The sequence below is a fragment of the Arthrobacter sp. R1-13 genome (assembly GCF_054161475.1).
Genome location: NZ_CP096420.1, coordinates 2,944,887 through 2,963,759 on the forward strand (window position 1 = coordinate 2,944,887; position 18,873 = coordinate 2,963,759).

An 18,873-nucleotide genomic window follows, 5' to 3' on the forward strand; every position below is an offset into this window, starting at 1 on the left:
GGACTAGACGGCTGCGGCCAGCTGCCCCCTGAAGGTCCTCCGGTACAACTGTGGGCTCGTGTCGAGAACCTTGGCGAAATGGTGCCGGAGCAATACGGAGTGGCCGAACCCTGCTTCACGGGCAATCTCGTCGATGTTCAAGTCAGTGGATTCTAGCAATTCCTGTGCCCTCAGAACCCGCTGCGAATTCAGCCACGCCGCCGGAGTGGTTCCCGTTTCCGAACGGAACCGGCGGGCGAACGTCCGCGGTGACATATGCAGGCGGTTGGCCAACTCATTGACAGTATGTTCCTCGTCCAGATGCGTCACCATCCACCGCAGCAACTCCTCCATGGGAGCCGATCCGCAAGTCGGCATGGGGCGTTCGATGAACTGGGCCTGGCCACCGTCGCGATGTGGAGGAACCACCATGTCCCGGGCAATCGAGGCAGCCACGCCAGCCCCGAGCTCAACCCGGACAAGGTGCAGGCTGGCATCAATTCCGGCGGCAGTACCGGCACTCGTCACGAGGTTTCCGTCCTGGACGTACAGCACATTCTCATCAACCATCACGTCCGGGAATTTGGCGGCAAGCTCATTGGAATAGTGCCAGTGGGTGGTGCAGCGGCGACCATCAAGGAGACCTGCCCTGGCCAGTGCGAAGGCTCCGGAACAGATGGACATGACCCAGGCTCCACGGGCATGTGCTGCGCGCAGGGCATCCAGCACGTCTTCATGCACATCTTCATCCCGGCCATAGGGAGTCATAATCACCAGATCGGCGTCGGCCGTGGCCTCCAGCCCCAGAGCGACGTTCATCGACAGGCCGCCCTTGAGCGGGATGTCTCCGGGCACGGGGGCGCAGACCCGGAAATCAAACGCCGGCACTCCCCCTTCACGCGCCGATCTGTCGATTCCGAAAACCTCGTAGGCCGTGCCGAACTCGAAGAGGGAGAAGTGAGGGACAACGATTACCGCCACTGATTTAAGCATGAAATCAGTATGGCAGAAGGTTGGCAGGAATTATAGCTTTTTGGGCATTTCTGCCACTGTTCCGTGATGCATGGCGGGAGAAGGATTGAGTCATGGAAATCATCGCCGTTGTACTCATCGTCCTTCTCCTCGTCGTACTCCCCGCCACCCTGACAAGCATTTTGGGTGACGGTCGGGGTCACACTCCCCGCGAGCAGTCCCACCCTGACTGGAAAGCCATGGACCTGCCGAGCACCAACTACACACTCCGCAATTTCTGACCGACAGGGCTGCCGCTGTCCTGCTCCAGAGCTCCCCGGCCAAAAGATTCCAGCCACGTGAATCCAGCCAGGAAACACTGGCCAGGCACAGCGACAGCCCTCAGCATGTGGTTCCCTGCCGATCACGTCGTTAGCTGACCACGTCAGTGACCAGATCCTACGGCCGCTTGAGGACGGATTCGGTCCTCGATTCCTTTACACATGAAGTACATTTGGGGTCATGATCCAGACCTCCGCCCGCCTCCTGCAGTTGCTTTCGTTGCTTCAGATCCGCCGGGAATGGACCGGGCCCGCCCTCGCCGAGCGGATGCAAGTGACGGAGAGGACCATCCGGCGTGATATTGGCAAACTCCGTACCCTCGGCTATCCGATCCACGCATCACCGGGAATAGCGGGCGGATACCAACTCGGCGCCGGAGCCGAACTGCCTCCCCTCCTCCTGGACGACGACGAGGCCTTGGCTGTCGCCTTGGGCCTCAGCGCTGTCGCTGCGGGCCCAGTGGCCGGGATAGGCGAATCGTCGGTCCGTGCATTGGCCAAGCTGGAGCAGGTTCTTCCCTCGCGGCTGCGACACCGGTTCGGTGCCCTCAAAAACACTGTCACTACCCTTCCCAGCGATGCGGCACCTGTCGATCCCCTGCAGCTGACTGCGATTTCGGCGGCCATCACTGACCGCCGGGAACTGAGCTTTGACTACACAAAGGCCGACGGCGGCACCGGCCGCCGTCTTGTCGAGCCCTATCGGCTGGTGGACACGGGACGTCGCTGGTACTTCGTGGCATGGGATACAGAAAGGGAGGACTGGCGTACCTTCCGCGCCGACCGGATTTCCTCCATGCCGACTGAGCGCAAGCGGTTTGTTCCCCGGCAGCTGCCCGCCAAGGACATCGCCGCCTATGTTCAGGAATCCATCACCCGATCGCCCTACAAGTATGACCTGGTGATCCGGCTTCATGCCCCGATCCAAGAAGTAGCCGCCCTCGTAGGGCCACAAACGGCAAGCCTGAACGCAGAAGGAGAGGACAGGACCATTCTCCGCGCAGGCTGGGACAGGCTGGACACTCCTGCCGCCCATCTGGCCTCCCTGGGCATGGACTTCGAGATCCTCTCCCCTGCGGAATTCCGGGAGCATGCACGCGCAGTCGCGGAGCGGCTTATCCAGGCAGCAGGCGGCGGACCGCCGGCGACTGAGGAAAAGGAACGGTTCCCTGCTCAGCAGTAGACTGTTTCCAGCCATGACTTTTCATATCTCCTACCCCGCCGAGCTGCCGGTATCCGAGCGCCGCGAGGACCTGATGGCGGCCATCGCCGCGAATCAGGTAACCATCATCGCCGGCGAGACCGGCTCCGGAAAAACCACCCAGATTCCCAAGATGTGCCTTGAGCTGGGACTCGGGGAGAACGGCCTGATAGGCCACACTCAGCCGAGGCGGCTGGCCGCCCGCACCGTTGCTGAACGCATCGCCGAGGAGCTTGGCGTAGAAATAGGCCAGGAGGTGGGCTTCCAGGTCCGCTTTACCGGCGAGGTGAGCAGGTCCACGAAGGTCAAGCTTATGACCGATGGGATCCTGCTCGCTGAAATCCAGCGGGACAAGCTGCTGCGCAAGTACAACGCCATCATCATCGACGAGGCCCACGAGCGCAGCCTCAACATCGACTTCATCCTGGGCTACCTCAAAAGGATTCTTCCGCAACGGCCTGATCTGAAGATCATCATCACTTCAGCCACCATTGATCCTGAGCGCTTTGCGAAGCACTTTGGCACAGATGAGGCGCCCTCCCCCATTATCGAGGTATCCGGACGGACCTTCCCGGTCGAAATCCGATACCGGCCGTTGTCCCAACCTGCAGGGCGGGAATCGGAAGAAGACACCTCGGATGACGCACTCGAGGAAGACCGTGATCCGCTGGATGCCGTGTGCGATGCCGTCGACGAGCTGGCTGCAGAGGCGCCCGGCGACATCCTGATCTTCTTCTCCGGCGAGCGCGAGATCCGTGACGCAGCCGAAGCCCTCAACGCCAGGATCCAAGGGAACCGGCGGCTGGCAGGGACTGAAGTTCTCCCGCTGTTCGCAAGGCTGAGCCTGCAGGAGCAGCACAAGGTCTTCCATCCCGGCAGCAAACGACGCATCGTCCTTGCCACTAACGTTGCCGAGACTTCCCTGACGGTACCCGGGATCAAATACGTCATAGACACCGGAACGGCCCGTATCTCCCGATACTCACACCGGACGAAGGTCCAGCGCCTTCCGATCGAGCGCGTCTCGCAGGCATCCGCGAACCAGCGCTCCGGCCGGTGTGGCCGTGTCTCCGACGGCATTGCTATCCGGCTTTATTCCGAGGAAGACTTCGAATCCAGGCCACTGTTCACCGACCCGGAAATCCTGCGCACCAACCTCGCCGCGGTCATCCTCCAGATGACCGCCATGGGAGTGGCCCGCGGACCCAAGGATGTCGAGAGCTTCCCGTTCGTGGAACCGCCGGACTCGCGCGCCATCAACGACGGCGTCACCCTCCTCCGCGAGCTCGGCGCCCTTAACCCTGTCGTGACCACAGGCCCTGCCGCCAACAGTGGAAAGGGCCGCGATAGCGACGGCGATGCCGGCCGTGGCAGCCGCGGCCGGACTGGTGGCGGACTGACCGCCGTCGGGCAGAAGCTGGCGCAACTTCCGGTGGATCCGCGGCTGGGGCGCATGATCGTCGAGGCAGGCAAGCGGGGTTGCGTCCGTGAGGTGATGATCCTCGCTGCGGCCCTGACCATCCAGGATCCCCGCGAGCGCCCTACCGACAAGCAGCAACTGGCGGCTGAGAAGCATGCCCGTTTCCGGGACGAAAACTCCGATTTCACGGGCTTCCTGAACTTATGGAACTACCTTCAGGAAAAGCAGCAGGAACTTTCCTCCACCCAGTTCCGCCGGCTGTGCCGGACAGAGTTCATCAACTACCTCCGCGTCCGGGAATGGCAGGATCTGTTCGCCCAGCTCCGCCAGCTCGCAAGGCCCTTGGGAATCACCCTGGACAACAAGCGGCTGGCCGATCCCGTCGGCAACCATGAGGGCATCCACATCAGCCTGCTGTCCGGTCTGCTCAGCCACATCGGCATCCTGGACGAACGCAAACGCGAATATGCCGGTGCCCGCGGGAGCCGCTTCGCTATCTTCCCCGGATCAGCGCTGTTCAAGAAGTCGCCAACGTTTGTAATGGCCGCCGAACTGGTTGAGACAAGCCGCCTTTGGGCAAGGGTGGCTGCCAAATTTGATCCGCTCTGGGCCGAGCAGGTAGCGCCGGATCTGGTAAAGCGAAGCTACAGCGAGCCGCATTGGTCCAAGAAGATGGGCGCGGTGATGGCCCATGAAAAGGTAACCCTGTACGGCGTGCCCATCATTCCCGGCCGGCGGATCAACTACGGCCGGGTGGATCCGGAGCTGTCCCGCGAACTGTTTATCCGCCATGCCCTGGTGGAGGGTGATTGGCAGACCCATCACAAGTTCTTCCACCGGAACAGGGCGCTCCTCCAGGAAGTCGAGGAGCTGGAGGCGCGGATGCGTCGGCGGGACATCCTGGTCGACGACGAGACACTGTTCGAGTTCTATGACGCCCGGATCGGCAAGGAGGTGGTGTCCGAGCGCCACTTCGATAAATGGTGGAAGGACGCCAGACAGCAGGATCCTCAACTGCTGGACTTCGACCAGTCGCTGCTCATCAGCGAGGGCGCCGATGCCCTGGATGAATCCGCGTACCCGAAGAGTCTGCAGCACAAGGGCTTTGAGCTTCCGCTCAGTTACGAATTCCATCCGGTCGCTCCGGGCTCCCCTCCCAATCCTTCAGACGGCGTAACGGCCGAAGTTCCTGTCCTCTTCCTTAACCAACTCGATGACGCGCCCTTCCGCTGGCTCATTCCCGGCCAGCGCGTTGAACTCGTGACGGCGCTCATCAAGTCCCTGCCAAAGAACATCCGCAAAAACTTTGTTCCCGCACCGGACGTCGCACGGCAGGCCGTCGCCGCATTGGAGCGCGACTTCGATCCCGCTGAGGATGAGCTTGAGCCCTCGCTGGAGTTGGCTCTCCGGCGCATCCGGGGCCAGGTTATTCCCCAGGGATCCTGGAACTGGGACGCCATCCCATCACACCTTCGGGTGAGCTTCCGCGTGGTGGATTCGCACGGCAAGGTACTCGACGAGGGAAAGGACCTCAAGGTCCTGCAGGAGCGCCTCGCCCCCGCAACGCGCCGTGCCATCGCCGAATCCCTGGGCGCGACGCCCGGTACGACGGCGCCTCGAAGTGGCGCAAGCCCATCCCGTTCCGCCAACGCTACGTCGAAGGGGGCAGCAACCGGGGCGTCCGCCAATGGCAAGGGCGGGTCCGGCAAGGGTACCTCCGGCCTTGATGGAAGCAGGCAGGGCATAGCCGAACAGTCAGGCCTCACGGACTGGACTATCGGGACCCTGCCGCGGGAGGTTAAAGGCACCGTCAACGGTCACACCGTCACTGGCTATCCCGCGTTGGTGGACGAGGGGACGTCAGTGGCGCTGAAGGTGTTCCAGACTGAATCCGAGCAGCGGGAAGCCATGCGGGGCGGCGTAATTCGTCTCCTCGCGTTGAAAGTTCCCTCCCCTGACCGCTACGTCCTTGAACACTTGAGCAACACGGAAAAGTTAACGTTCAGCCAGAATCCCCATGGTTCGGTCTCAGCGCTCATCGCCGACTGCGCGCTGGCCGCGATTGACAAGCTGACCCCGGCGGACTTGCCCTGGGACGAAGCATTGTTCAGGTCTCTCTACGAGCAGGTGCGGGCGGAGCTGATCGATACCGTGTTCAGCGTCACCGCCATCGTGGAGCGCATCCTGTCCAGCACCAGCCGGATCAGAAAGCAGTTGAAGGGCACCACCAGCCTGGCGTTGATCAGTTCGCTCAACGACATCAGGAGCCAACTCGAGCAACTGGTCTACCCGGGTTTCGTGGCAAAAACGGGCTACGCCCAGCTCAGCCAGCTGCCGCGGTACCTGGCCGCGATCGAGAAGCGCCTGGAGAAGCTTCCAGGTAACGTCCAGCGCGATGCGTTAAATATGAGCGTGATCCAAGGACTCGAAGACGACTACGACGACGCCGTCTCGGCTTTGCTGCCGGGGCGACGCGCCGGGGAAGAACTCACCCGCGTGCGCTGGATGATCGAAGAGCTGCGCGTCAGCCTCTTCGCCGTCGAACTCGGCACGGCCTATTCAGTGTCTGAGAAAAGGATCCGCGCCGTGCTGAACAAGGCGCTGGCGCCGGCTTAGGATTCGGGAACATTCCCGGAGTATCCGGCGGCCCGCAAGCACTCACGAAGTTTTTCCGCGTTCGCGTCCAGTTGGGCAGGATCCGGGTTCTGATCCACCGACCCGAAATCGTAATCCGCCATCGAGTTCGAAGGCCACACGTGCACATGCATGTGATGGACTTCGTAGCCCGCGATCAGTAGCCCCGCCCGGGCCGATCCGAAGACCTCGACTTGGGCCGCACCGATTTTCCGCGCCACCTCCATGGTCCGGGAAAGAATCTCCGGACTCGCATCGGTCCAGCGGTCCACCTCTTCAATGGGGACAACCAGGGTGTGGCCGTCGGCGAGCGGACCCATGGTCAGGAAGGCAACCACGTTCTCGTCACGCCAGACGAAACGCCCGGGAATCTCGCCGTTGATGATTTTGGTGAATATGCTGCTCATGCGTCTGCCTTTGCTGCCGGAGCCGGGAGGGTCTTGTTGTCCAGGACGAAGCGGTACTTGACGTCACCGGCCACCATCCGCTCATATGCTTCGTTGAGTTGTTGGGCTGAAACGATTTCGACGTCGGACACAACGCCGTGCTCTGAACAAAAGTCCAGCATCTCCTGGGTCTCGGCAATGCCACCGATATAGGAACCGGAGTACGCGATGCGGCGGCGGATCAGATGCCAGGGATTGACCGGCGGCATGGGATCAGAGGGCAAACCCAGCTGGAACAGCGCGCCTTCAAGACGCAGGGTCCGGAAGTACGGGCCGAGGCCGTGTGGTGCGGCAACCGTATCGATGATGACGTCGATGCTGCCGGCGGCCGACTTCATGGCGTTTTCGTCCCGCGACAGAATGACCTCGTCTGCCCCCAACTCCTTGGCCGCCGCAACCTTGGCTTCGGAAGTGGTGAAGACCTTTACTTGGGCTCCCATAGCCTTGGCGAGCTTGACGGCCATGTGCCCGAGTCCGCCGAGGCCCACGACCCCAACGACATCGCCTTCCTCGACATCGAAGTGCCGCAGCGGCGAGTACGTAGTGATCCCGGCGCAGAGGAGCGGAGCGACGGCGGCCGGGTCAAGATTCTCCGGCACTCTCAACACATAGCGTCGGTCTACCACTACCGAGGATGAGTATCCGCCCTGGGTGATTCCGCCTGGGTTCCGTGGATCGATGGCGCCGTAGGTGCCCACCGGGCCCTTCTCGCAGTACTGTTCGAATCCGTCGAGGCAGCTCTCGCACTCACGGCAGGAATCCACCATGCACCCGACGCCCACCAGGTCCCCAATGGAGAAGTCGTCGACGGCGGATCCCACGCCGCTGATGCGTCCCACGATCTCGTGGCCCGGAATCAGTGGATACTTCGGCGCACTCCACTCGCCCCTCGTAGCGTGGACATCCGAATGGCACAGGCCACAAAATTCGATGGCAATTTCGACGTCGTCTTCCCCGGGTGCGCGCCGGGAGACCGTCAGCGGGACGAGGCCTCCGTCACTGGAGCGGGCGCCATAACCGGCGGCCAACCGGGCATCCGCCGATGAAGCGGAAGGAACAAGAGGTGGCAACGGCTTGGCGAAGGGCGGCGGGGAGGGGCGTCCTGGGGTCATAGTGTGACGCTACTCCCGGCACCGGCAGAATTTCCAATCACCGGGCAACACAATGGTCATCAAACAGCAGGACTTTCGGCCGTCCCGCCTGGTTCAGGGCCGGTCGCTACTTTGTTGTCGGAATTGTTGGACCATTCAGAAAATGAGCCGGGAAAGAGTGCGGCTGTGATCCCGGCAATCTCGAGGGCGGCTACCTCATGGGCCGCTGTAACGCCTGAGCCGCAATAGACTGCGACAGATGACCCCGGCCCGACGCCAAGGCCGGCAAAGCGTTCCTTGAGTTCCGCAGCGGGAAGGAAACGCCCGTCGTCGTCGAGATTCCCGGTGGCCGGTGCACTTACCGCACCGGGAATGTGGCCCGCCCGTGGGTCTACGGGCTCGAACTCACCCCGGTACCGCTCCCCTGCACGGGCGTCCAGCAGGACCCCGGACTGGTGCCAGCGGGAAGCCTCAGCCGCGTCAATGACAGGCATGGCACCCTCTGCCAGAGTGACATCGCCGGGCGCGGCCTTCCTGTCTCCCTCTTCGACAGGGAACCCTGCCTCCTTCCATGCCGCCAGGCCGCCGTCGAGCAGGAAGACGCTTGGAAAGCCGGCGTACCTGAGCAACCACCAGAGCCTGGCCGCGGCCATGTTCCCGCTGTCGTCATAGGCAACCACAACGTCATTGTTCCGGATACCCCAACTCCGCGCGGACTCCTGGAACCGGGTCAATGAAGGTAGAGGGTGGCGTCCTCGCCGGGGATCAGCAGCGGCGGCCAGCTGGGTGGGCAGATCCACATACAGCGCACCGGGGATGTGCTCCTCGAGGTAGTGTTCGTGGCCGTGCGGATCGCCCAGCGCCCACCGCGCATCCAGCAGAACAACGGGGCCGCCGGCGGCCATCCGCTCCTTCACCCAGGACACGTCCACCAGCGTGTTCATAGAATCTCCTTAGTTCAGAATCGCGAGTTCAGAATCACGTATCAGCCACCCCACTCTAACCGCAGGGCCACATCGCGGCCCCGGTAGGCTGGAGCAGTGAAACAACCGCGCAGCCTGGATCGAACGTGGGCAGATGAAGCCGTCCGGCGGATCAACGCCGAGAACAACCGGTCTGCCGACACCCACCTATATTCTGTGCCCCTGCCGGAGCACTGGGGCGTCCAGTTGTACCTCAAGGATGAATCCACTCACAGGTCCGGGAGCCTCAAGCACCGGTTGGCCCGGTCCCTTTTCCTGTTCGGCCTGGTCAACGGCTGGATCAAGGAAGACACCACCATCGTCGAGGCTTCAAGCGGCAGCACGGCGGTCTCCGAGGCGTACTTCGCCCAGCTGCTGGGACTTCCCTTCATTGCAGTGATGGCCCGGACAACAAGTCCGGAGAAGATATCCCTCATCGAACAATTTGGCGGGTCCTGCCTCCTCGTGGACCACGCCTCCGAAGTCTATGCAACGGCCGCCGAAGTGGCTCACACCGCCAAGGGCCACTACATGGACCAGTTCACGTATGCCGAGCGTGCCACGGACTGGCGCGGCAACAACAACATTGCCGAGTCGATATTCGGCCAGCTGGCTCTCGAGGAGCATCCCATCCCAGCCTGGATTGTGGTGGGAGCAGGAACGGGCGGTACCAGCGCCACAATCGGCCGGTATCTCCGCTATCACTGTTACGGGACCCGCCTGGCCGTGGTGGACCCCGAGAACTCCGCCTTCTACCCGGCTTGGCGCGACAGTGCAGGCGAGACGGCAACGGGCCTCCCCTCCCGAATCGAAGGGATCGGGCGGCCCCGCATGGAACCGAGCTTCGTTCCCGGCGTCATCGATCACATGATCCAGGTGCCGGACTCCGCGTCCGTCGCCGCCATGCGCCACCTGCACGGGCTCGCAGGGCTGCATGCCGGCCCTTCTACGGGCACCAACCTCTGGGGTGTATGGCAACTCATCGCAGCCATGGTCCAGGAAGGCCGCACCGGCAGTGTTGTGTCATTAATGTGCGACGGCGGTGACCGCTATGCAGGCAGCTACTACAATCCGGAGTGGTTGGCTATGCAAGGGCTTGACCCGGCTCCGTATGAAACCACTCTTCGGAAATTCTTCGATTCCGGAATCTGGAGCGGTTAACCGGATCCACTATTTCCGGGCCACCGGAAGGGCTACACCTCAACGGACTCGCCGCTTGCCAGATGAACGTACTCGGTGCCGTACTTGGCCCCAATGCGCTTCACATGCCCCTCCACGACTCCGAGGCCTGTTTCGCTGAGGAGCGCGTCATGGACCGGAAAAGCTTTCGGAGCCCGGACGCCCACTACAAAATCCACCACTTCCCCGATCTTGCTCCACGGCGCGTGAATCGGAACGAGCAGTGTCCCAACGCTCACCCCATCCGGGATGATGAACGAATCGCCGGGATGGTAGACGTTGGAATCGATGAGGTAACCCACGTTAGCGACGATGGGGATCTGCGGATGGATGAGCGCATGCTGGCCGCCGAACGTTTTGATATCAAAACCTGCTGCACGGAAATTGGTGCCGGGTTCGGCCGTGTGGATCCGTGATCCCGCAGCCGGAGCCTCCTCGCGCAGCCGGGCCGCCACACCCGCAGGCGCGTGCAACTGCAGTGAATCATTCTCGCTGAGTGCAGCTGCCACCACCGGAACATCTATGTGGTCCGGGTGCTCGTGGGTGATAAGCACGGCATGAGCGCCCTCCAAAGCCTGTTGCGATTCAGAGTAGGTTCCGGGATCAAGAACCAGGGCCAGTCCGTCCTTCTCGAGGCGGACACAGGCGTGGGAGTATTTCGTCAGCTTCATCCGGTCAGCCTAGATATTTGATATCGCCCTGTCCACGAACCCGTGGCTGGTAATCTTGAACTTTGCCACCATCCCTTGAGGGAAGCGAGTTCAACCCATGCCACAGGGCGCCACAGCTGGAAAAGAACAGCGGGTGACGAAGCAGCGCCTCGCGGTCAGCGCCGCTCTGGATCAGCTCAACGACTTCGTCAGCACGCAGGAGCTCTACCGCATCCTGCAGAATCAGGGAACCTCGGTTTCATTGGCCACGGCATACCGGATTCTGCAATCGCTTGCTGACGAGGGGCTGGTGGATGTGCTGCGCAGCGGCGATGGGGAAGCCGTGTACCGGCGGTGCGCCGTCACTGAGCACCACCATCACCTGCTCTGCCGGAACTGCGGCAAGGCTGTGGAGATCGAGGCGCCCGCCGTTGAGACGTGGGCGGCGCAGACTGCCAAGGAGCACGGGTTCACCGAAGTGGCCCATACCTTGGAAATCTACGGTCTGTGCCCTGATTGCTCGGCCGCGAAGGCAAAGGGCAAGGCCCAGACGGGCTCTGCTAACTAAGCCTGCAGGGAAGCTGCACGTGCCGGGCTTGACTGCACCCGGCGCCCAATCAGTCCACGCCGGGAGCGCACTCCGCCAATGATCCGGCAGGCCACATAGATCAGGAACGACAACGTGGTCACGTAGGGGCTGATTGGAATCCTCCCGCCCAGGGCCAGCAGGATGCCGCCCACCGTCGCAGTGACAGCGAACGCCACGCTGAGGATGACGACCATCCGTGGCGACGACGTCACGCGGAGGGCTGCGGCAGCAGGGGTAATGAGGAGGGCCAGTACGAGCAGCGCCCCGACTACTTGGATGGACAGGGCAACACTGACTCCCAGCAGGACCATAAAGGCTATGGCGAGTCCACGCACTGGAACACCGCGCGCTTCAGCAAGTTCCGGATCCACGCTGGCAAAGGTCAGAGGCCGCCAGATCAGCACCAGGGCCACCATCACAACGGCGGCGGTGCCTGCCAGAGCCTGCAGCTGCACGGTATCGACGGAGACAATCTGGCCCGTCAGCAGGCCGAATTTGTTGGCGGCCCTGCCTTCGTAGAGTGCCAGGAAGAGAATTCCGAGCCCCAGCCCGAAGGGCATGATAACGCCAATGATGGAGTTCTTGTCCCGCGCCCTGACTCCCATCAGGCCCAGCAGCAATGCCGCAGCCACTGACCCGATGAGGGATCCGAAAACGATGTCCGCACCTATTAACAAGGCAAACGCTGCACCGGCGAAGGACAACTCGGAAATACCGTGAACGGCGAAAGCCAGATCCCGTTTCATCACGAAGGTTCCGACCAGGCCGCCAAGCAGTCCAAGGACCGCACCGGCCCAAATAGAGTTCTGCACCAGCGCGAGCAGCTCGCCGTAATTGTCGAAGTTGAAAACCGAACGCAGAAATTCCTGGAAGTCCATTCAGACTCCCTCTCCGGCCAGCGAATGTTCATCGTGGTGGTGGGTGGTGGCATCCGGGAGCCCCACCACGACGATCCTGCCATTCAGGTGCATGACTTCCACGTGGCTGTCATAAAGCTCTGAAAGCACTTCGGTAGTCATCACTTCGTGGGGGGTACCCACCCTGAACTGTCCGCCAGCCAAGTAGAGGACCCTGTCCACGTAATCGATAATGGGGTTTATTTCGTGCGTGACAAACACCACGGCGCTCTCCTGCTCGTGGCACTGGTCATTGATCAGTGAGCTCACCGCCTGCTGATGATGCAGGTCCAGCGAAAGCAGCGGCTCATCGCACAGCAGCACCCGGGGCTCGGTGGCGAGCGCCTGGGCCACCCTCAGCCGCTGTTGCTCCCCGCCCGACAATTGTCCGACGGGCACATTGGCGTAGTCCGAGGCTCCTACCTGGGCCAGCAGCTGATCAATCCTGCGGTTGACCTTCGCTGCCCCGAGGCGCACTCCCCACCGGTCCCCATCCACACCGAGCCCCACCAGGTCCCGTGCCCGAAGGGGTGTATCCGGTGCGAAGGACTTCTGTTGCGGGATGTACCCGATCATCCGGCTCCCGCGCTCCACAGGATGGCCACCCAGCGTGGCAGTCCCCGAGTGAAGCTGCTGCAGTCCGAGCAAGACCTTGAGGAAGCTGGTCTTTCCGCTCCCGTTGGGCCCGAGGACAGCAAAGAACTCGCCGGGCTTGATATCGAGGTCGAGGTTCTCCCACAGCGTCCTTTTTCCAAAGGCAAGGGAGGCGCCGCGCAGACTCACTACCGGTTTCAACGTGTCTGTTCCTCAATTCAGGGTGAGTCTGGTTCCGCTATGGATCAAAGCCTGTAACTGGCCAGATGGGCACTCAACGGGCACTGCACGCGGTGACTCTGTCCTGATTATCTTAGGACGTATTGACGATGCTGATGGCCGGAAGGCAGGCCGGGCGTACCGGAATCTACTTGTTGATGGCCTTAGTAACGTTGTCGACGTTATCCGACATCCACTGCAGGTAGGACTTGCCGTCAGGCAACGTCTCACTGAAATCAACCACAGGTACTCCGGCGCCTTCGGCAGCCTTCTTAAGGACTTCGGTCTGCGGTCCCTCAGTCTGAAGGTTGTACGCAAGAAGCTTGACCTCACCCGAAGATACCAGTGCGCTGGCTTCCTGGAGGACCGACGCCGGGACGTCAGTACCTTCCTCGATAGCAGCGCTGTACTCTTCCGGTGTCTTGTTTACAAGTCCGGCTGATTCCAGCAGGTAGCCGGGAACCGGCTCCGTGATAGCTACCGGCTCCCCGTCTGCGCTGGCTTTGACGGCCGCCAGTTTGTCCTGCAGCCCGGCGAGTTCCTTCTTGAACGACTCGGCGTTGGCCTGGAAGGTGCTGGCAGACGCGGAATCGATGGTTGAAAGCTTGGCGGCAACGGCGTCTGCCAGCTTGGACATGGCATCAAAGCTGTACCAGACGTGCTCGTTGAACTCTCCGTGTTCGTGTTGATGCTTATCAGCGGACTCAGTTGCTGTTCCCGTCGGGCTTTCGGAGGCATGGGCTCCCTCCCCCTCCGGTGCCAGGCCTGAGACATCGACTGCCGTGATGATGTTGTCCTCGGCGATCTTGCTGTCCTCGGCGAGTTTGTGGATGAAATCGTCGTAGCCGCCACCGTTCTGGACAACCACCTGCGCCTTCGAGATGACCAGCTTGTCCTGCGTGGTTGCCTCGTAGGAGTGGGGATCCTGGCTGGTGCGCGTAATGATCGGGGTCACGTGGACTTTGTCGCCGCCGATGTCGCTGACGATATCGCCATATACGTTGGTTGAAGCGACGACCTCGATGGTCCCGCCAGCGGACGGGGAAGGAGCGCTCGACGGCGCCCCGGCACATCCGGTCAGCAGGAGACCAAGTCCGGCAACGGCTGCCAGGGAGGGACGAAGGACGAAATGACGCACAGGTAGGCCTCGGATCTTGTCGATGAGAATCAGGAGCATTAGCAACCCGAAAAGTCTAACGCTAAATGGGAATGATTCCTATTTAGGCTCCTTAGGTCAATTCTTAATCCGGCCCGGAAGGAGCTAGCCGCCCTCCTGCTGGCCCAGACGCCGTATCCCGGTGGCCTGGGTTGCGTCCCGGATCTCGCCCACAAGCTGTTCGATCACATCCTCCAGGAACAGCACCCCCTGGGTCTGTGCGTCAGGTCCGATCACGCGGGCCAGATGCGAGCCGGTCCGTTGCATCACCGACATTGCCTTCTCGATCTCATCGTCCGCGGAAAGGTTTGCCAAAGACCTGATACGGCCTTCTGCTATCGGATACCGGTAGCCGGCCTCCGGAATCGACAGAACGTCCTTGATATGGAGATAGCCCGACAGCATGCCGTCGTCGTCCACCATCGGGAAGCGCGAGAAGCCCGTCCGGCTGACAGCTTTCTCGAAGTCCACCGGTGTGGCGCCGGGCTTCATCATTACCAGCTTGTCCAGGGGCACCATGATGTCGCCCGCAGTGTATTCGGAGAATTCCAAAGCTCCGGTGATAAGGCCCGCATTGTCGTCTACGAGACCGTGACGGGTGGACTCCTGCACAATCGACTGGACCTCCTCCAAGGTAAAGGAGGACGTGACTTCATCTTTGGGCTCAATCCGGAGCAGTTTCAGAATGTGGTTTGCTGCCCAGTTCAATACCCGGATGACCGGATTGACCAAACTGGCAATGAACATCAGCGGCGGTGCAAGCAACAGAGCAGCCTTGTCAGCTACAGAAACGGAAATGTTCTTAGGGACCATCTCGCCGAAGGTCACGTGGAGGAAAGTGACAGCGAGCAGCGCAACGGCGAAGGCGCCGACGTCGGCGACCTCCACGGGAACCCCCAGCGCGTGCAGCGGTTCGGCCAGAAGATGGTGGATGGCAGGCTCGGCCACCAAGAGGATCAGCAGCGAGCACACCGTGATCCCCAGCTGGGCACAAGCCAGCATCAGGGAGACATTTTCCATCGCGCGCAGTGTGGTCTGGGCACGCCTGGACCCCTGCTCAGCCAGCGGTTCTATCTGGCTGCGCCGGGCCGACATGACTGCGAACTCAGCCGCAACAAAGAAGGCGTTGCCCATGAGCAGCACAACGAGCCAAAAAATTCCTGCCCAGTCGCTCATGCCTTGCCCCCCTGCCCTGCGGCATGTTCCTTATCCCGGACGGGGCCGGGTTTGAAACAGATCCTGTCGATCCGCCGGCCGTCCATGCGTGTCACTGTCAGTGTCCCGCCGTCGACGTCAACGGTGTCCCCTACGGAGGCGATGCGCCCGAGTTGGCTCATGACGTAGCCGGCCACCGTTTCATAGGCAGATTCATCCGGGACAGAGAGCCCCGGGATCTGCTCGGAGAGCTCGTCCGGGCGCAAAAGCCCTGGGAAGTACCAATCACCGGAAGCACTTTGAAGCAGTCCAGGCCTGACTTTGTCGTGCTCGTCAGAGACTTCTCCAACGATTTCTTCCACCAGGTCCTCCAGCGTGGCGATGCCGGCGGTTCCGCCGTATTCATCCAGCACCACGGCGAGCTGCATGTTTCCTTCACGCAACTCAGCAAGCAGCGCGTCCAGGTGGATGGTCTCCGGGACCCGCAGGACGTCCGTCATAATGGCGCCGGCCTCGAGCTTCTTGCGCCGGGATGATGGCACGGCGATGGCCTTCTTGACGTGGACAAGGCCGCGGATGTCGTCCGGGGAATCTCCGATAACAGGGAATCGCGAGTACCCGGTTCGGCGCGCAGCTTCCAGGATGTCGGTAACCGGCTGATCGGCCGCAATTGTCTCAACACGGATGCGGGGAGTCATGACGTCGGCAGCGGTTCGCCCGGAGAAGTTCAACGTCCGTGCGACGAAGTTGGCTGTTCCCGCATCCAGCGTTCCCATGTCAGCCGAGCGGCGAACGAGGGATGCCAGCTCGGCTGGGGTTCGTGCTCCGGAAATTTCCTCTTTCGCCTCAAGCCCGAAAATATTGAGAACCCTGTTGGAGAACCCGTTCAGCACAATGATGGCTGGTTTGAAAATGGCCGTGAAAACCAGCTGGGGACGGGCCAACGCCTTGCCGATCGGAAGAGACAGCGCTATTGCCATGTTCTTCGGGACCAGCTCGCCGATCAGCATCGACAGCAGCGTGGCAAGTGCCATCGCCAAAACCAGGGACAATGACGCGACTGCGGCAGGGGCGAGACCCAACGCCGCCAAGGGAGCCTCAAGGAGTCTTCCCACCGAGGGTTCCATCACGTAGCCCGTAAGCAGGGTGGTGAGTGTGATGCCCAGCTGACAGCTGGACAGTTGAGTGGACAGTGACTTGAGGCATTTCAGCAGCGGCACAGCGCCGGTGTCGCCGCTGTCCACTGCCCGCTGGACCGTCGCCTGGTCAAGGGCCACCAGCGAAAATTCAACGGCGACAAAAAAACCCGTGCCGAGGATAAGGAGGAAGCCGGCAATAAGAAGTAACCACTCCATTCAGCGATCAGCCTCATGACAGAGTGGGATGCTTTGGGCCATATCAGGCAATGGCACTGACGATGACCTCAGCAGGGGAAGTACGCGCTCGAAGGACTGGACGTGTCTGCCCGGCGGAGGATGGTCAGCAGAAGCCGAGCCTGTTTCCTGCATTCCGCCAGGACTCACAGTCAGCGGAGATCGATGGGCGCGTGAACGGGGTTTGCCGGCTCTTCGGGTGGAGTTGGCGGAACTGTGATTCGTGCTCCGCTGACAGCCCCCAGGCCGGCACCTAGATTTACTGTCCATAAGGATTCCAGTCTACAGGAGCCCCGGCCGCCCGCTCGGCGTCGCCAGCCGTCACCAGCTCTGGGATACCGGCCGTCCTTCCTCGTACCCGGCAGCTGACTGGATACCCGCGACGGCCTTTTCCCGAAAACCCTCGAGATCGGCTGCGCCGGCATAACTCATCGAGCTCCTCAGGCCTGCCGTGATGAGATCCAGCAGGTCCTCAACTCCAGGCCGTACAGGGTCCAGGTACATTCGCGAAGTCGAAATGCCTTCCTCGAAAAGCGCCTTCCGGTCCTTCTCAAAGGCGCCTTCGCGCTGGTTCCGGTTCTGGACAGCCCTTGCCGACGCCATGCCGAAGCTCTCCTTATAGAGCCTGCCGCTTGCATCGGGTTGAAGATCACCGGGGCTCTCGTGCGTGCCCGCGAACCAGGAGCCGATCATCACCTGGCTGGCTCCCGCGGCGAGCGCCAGTGCCACATCGCGGGGGTACCGGACACCGCCGTCGGCCCAAATACGCCCGCCGGCGGCACGCGCAGCTGCCGCACATTCGAGGACTGTGGAGAACTGGGGCCGTCCGACGGCGGTCATCATCCTGGTAGTGCACATCGCTCCCGGTCCAACCCCTACCTTCACAATGTCCGCCCCTGCCCCGAGCAGCTCCCGGGTGGCCTCAGCAGTCACCACGTTGCCTGCCACCAATGGCAAGCCGGACGCCACACTCCTAACGGCGGCCAGGGCATCAAACATTTTCTCCTGATGGCCATGGGCGGTATCAAGGACAATCACGTCTACGCCGGCGTCAATCAGTTCGGCAGCCCTTCCGGCCACGTCCCCATTAATTCCGACGGCGGCAGCTACCTTGAGTCTGTCCTTACCGTCCAGCGAGGGGCGGTAAAGGGTGGACCGCAGGGAGCCCTTGCGTGTCAGCGCGCCTGCCAACACACCACCGTCGTGGACTGGTGCGAAGTCCGTCCCGGCTGCCGCCATGGCCTCGAAGGCGCTGCGCAGGGCATGCTGGCGGTCCTCGCGGAAGTCCCCCGCGTCAAGCACCACCGGCTGGGCGCGCGCCACCGAAGCCAGGGAAGCGAAGCGGTCCTGGCCCTCGCAGTCGGCTGGCCTGACAACCCCGGTGACCCCGCCGCCGTCGTCGACTACCACCACTGCCCCATGAGGACGTTTGCCCATCAGGTGCAACGCGTCGATGACAGTCGCGGACGGGGAAAGGACCACCGGAGTTTCAAAAATCGTGTGGCGGGTTTTGATCCAGGAGGTGACTTCACGCAGGACGTTCAGTGGAACATCCTGCGGCAGGACAGCCAATCCCCCGCGCCTTGCCATCGTTTCCGCCATCCGCTTCCCGGTCACCGCGGTCATGTTGGCAGCCACCAGGGGAATGGTGGAGCCTGTCCCGTCGTCGGCGGCAAGGTCCACATCGAGCCTGGAGGTGACCGTTGAACGCGCCGGCACCAGGAAGACGTCCGAGTAGGTCAGGTCAGTAGAGGGCTCATTGAGAAAACGCACTGTTGCTCCTTCTAAAAGGGATCCCGGGTGCGAGTCTAGGCGAGGAGGGAAGCGCTTTGGCAGCCCTGTTGGAGGGGATGTGAAGCAATCGTTCCGTCACTTCATGATTTGGATCACCCTTATTGGCAGTTAACCAATGATCGTCACTAGACTGGCAGAGGTCTGGGTTCATAGGACGCAGAGACTGGTTCGATTGTTGTGCTGTGGTGTTGTGCTGCCGCATGTCGCAAACCAGAGGAAATCAAACTCATGGAAGAGGCGTAT

The 18,873-nt window shown here is 61.8% G+C and carries 16 protein-coding genes; 5 read left to right on the forward strand and 11 right to left on the reverse strand.

All coding sequences use genetic code 11. The annotated features are described in order from the left end of the window. Positions 1-3: 3 nt before the first annotated feature. Positions 4-972, reverse strand: a complete 969-nt coding sequence (locus M1D88_RS13645; RefSeq protein WP_458111351.1) for a GlxA family transcriptional regulator — start codon at positions 970-972, stop codon at positions 4-6. Positions 973-1,064: 92 nt separating this feature from the next. On the opposite strand from M1D88_RS13645, the gene M1D88_RS13650 reads away from it, so the two are divergent. From M1D88_RS13650 to hrpA, 3 genes are all read left to right on the forward strand, one after another. Then, a complete protein-coding gene (locus M1D88_RS13650) occupies positions 1,065-1,232 on the forward strand; it encodes a hypothetical protein (protein WP_247042798.1) in 168 nt (55 codons plus the stop codon). 220 nt (positions 1,233-1,452) lie between these two features. Beyond that, positions 1,453-2,454 (forward strand): helix-turn-helix transcriptional regulator, encoded by a 1,002-nt coding sequence (locus M1D88_RS13655; protein WP_458111352.1) that lies wholly within the window; start codon positions 1,453-1,455, stop codon positions 2,452-2,454. A 13-nt stretch (positions 2,455-2,467) separates the two neighbouring features. Next, positions 2,468-6,508: an ATP-dependent RNA helicase HrpA gene (gene hrpA / locus M1D88_RS13660; RefSeq protein ID WP_458111353.1), complete on the forward strand. Its 4,041-nt coding sequence runs from the start codon at positions 2,468-2,470 to the stop codon at positions 6,506-6,508. On the opposite strand, the gene M1D88_RS13665 is transcribed toward hrpA, so the two are convergent. Genes M1D88_RS13665 through M1D88_RS13675 form a run of 3 tightly spaced genes read right to left on the reverse strand, consistent with a single transcriptional unit; the run spans position 6,505 to position 9,007 of the window. After that, positions 6,505-6,933, reverse strand: a complete 429-nt coding sequence (locus tag M1D88_RS13665; RefSeq protein ID WP_458111354.1) for an HIT family protein — start codon at positions 6,931-6,933, stop codon at positions 6,505-6,507. The genes hrpA and M1D88_RS13665 overlap by 4 nt on opposite strands. Next, on the reverse strand, positions 6,930-8,084 hold the full coding sequence (locus M1D88_RS13670; RefSeq protein WP_458111355.1) for an NAD(P)-dependent alcohol dehydrogenase: 1,155 nt from the start codon (positions 8,082-8,084) through the stop codon (positions 6,930-6,932). Before M1D88_RS13670 ends, M1D88_RS13665 begins: the two co-directional genes overlap by 4 nt. Positions 8,085-8,143: 59 nt before the next feature. Continuing rightward, positions 8,144-9,007, reverse strand: a complete 864-nt coding sequence (locus M1D88_RS13675) for a sulfurtransferase (RefSeq protein WP_458111356.1) — start codon at positions 9,005-9,007, stop codon at positions 8,144-8,146. A 96-nt stretch (positions 9,008-9,103) separates the two neighbouring features. Here M1D88_RS13675 and M1D88_RS13680 point away from each other — a divergent pair, with 96 nt between their 5' ends. Next, positions 9,104-10,186 (forward strand): PLP-dependent cysteine synthase family protein, encoded by a 1,083-nt coding sequence (locus M1D88_RS13680; RefSeq protein WP_458111357.1) that lies wholly within the window; start codon positions 9,104-9,106, stop codon positions 10,184-10,186. Between the two features lie 32 nt (positions 10,187-10,218). Here the strand turns inward: M1D88_RS13680 and M1D88_RS13685 are convergent, their stop codons facing one another. Further along, positions 10,219-10,875 (reverse strand): MBL fold metallo-hydrolase, encoded by a 657-nt coding sequence (locus M1D88_RS13685; RefSeq protein WP_458111358.1) that lies wholly within the window; start codon positions 10,873-10,875, stop codon positions 10,219-10,221. A gap of 97 nt (positions 10,876-10,972) precedes the next feature. On the opposite strand from M1D88_RS13685, the gene M1D88_RS13690 reads away from it, so the two are divergent. Beyond that, positions 10,973-11,422 (forward strand): Fur family transcriptional regulator, encoded by a 450-nt coding sequence (locus M1D88_RS13690; RefSeq protein ID WP_309106508.1) that lies wholly within the window; start codon positions 10,973-10,975, stop codon positions 11,420-11,422. Here the strand turns inward: M1D88_RS13690 and M1D88_RS13695 are convergent. The 6 genes from M1D88_RS13695 to M1D88_RS13720 all read right to left on the reverse strand — a co-directional run bounded on the left by M1D88_RS13695 (position 11,419) and on the right by M1D88_RS13720 (position 18,609). Next, positions 11,419-12,321 (reverse strand): metal ABC transporter permease, encoded by a 903-nt coding sequence (locus tag M1D88_RS13695; RefSeq protein WP_458111359.1) that lies wholly within the window; start codon positions 12,319-12,321, stop codon positions 11,419-11,421. The genes M1D88_RS13690 and M1D88_RS13695 overlap by 4 nt on opposite strands. Continuing rightward, complete coding sequence (locus M1D88_RS13700; protein ID WP_309106506.1) at positions 12,322-13,134, reverse strand: metal ABC transporter ATP-binding protein; 813 nt, start codon at positions 13,132-13,134, stop codon at positions 12,322-12,324. It lies immediately after the preceding gene. 166 nt (positions 13,135-13,300) lie between these two features. Next, positions 13,301-14,329, reverse strand: a complete 1,029-nt coding sequence (locus M1D88_RS13705) for a metal ABC transporter solute-binding protein, Zn/Mn family (RefSeq protein ID WP_458111360.1) — start codon at positions 14,327-14,329, stop codon at positions 13,301-13,303. An 84-nt stretch (positions 14,330-14,413) separates the two neighbouring features. Then, a complete protein-coding gene (locus M1D88_RS13710; protein WP_458111361.1) occupies positions 14,414-15,484 on the reverse strand; it encodes a hemolysin family protein in 1,071 nt (356 codons plus the stop codon). Beyond that, on the reverse strand, positions 15,481-16,818 hold the full coding sequence (locus M1D88_RS13715; RefSeq protein WP_458111362.1) for a hemolysin family protein: 1,338 nt from the start codon (positions 16,816-16,818) through the stop codon (positions 15,481-15,483). The genes M1D88_RS13710 and M1D88_RS13715 overlap by 4 nt, the downstream gene beginning before the upstream one ends. A 339-nt stretch (positions 16,819-17,157) precedes the next feature. Next, positions 17,158-18,609, reverse strand: coding sequence for a GuaB1 family IMP dehydrogenase-related protein (locus tag M1D88_RS13720; RefSeq protein ID WP_458111363.1), 1,452 nt, complete (start codon positions 18,607-18,609; stop codon positions 17,158-17,160). Positions 18,610-18,873: the final 264 nt, after the last annotated feature.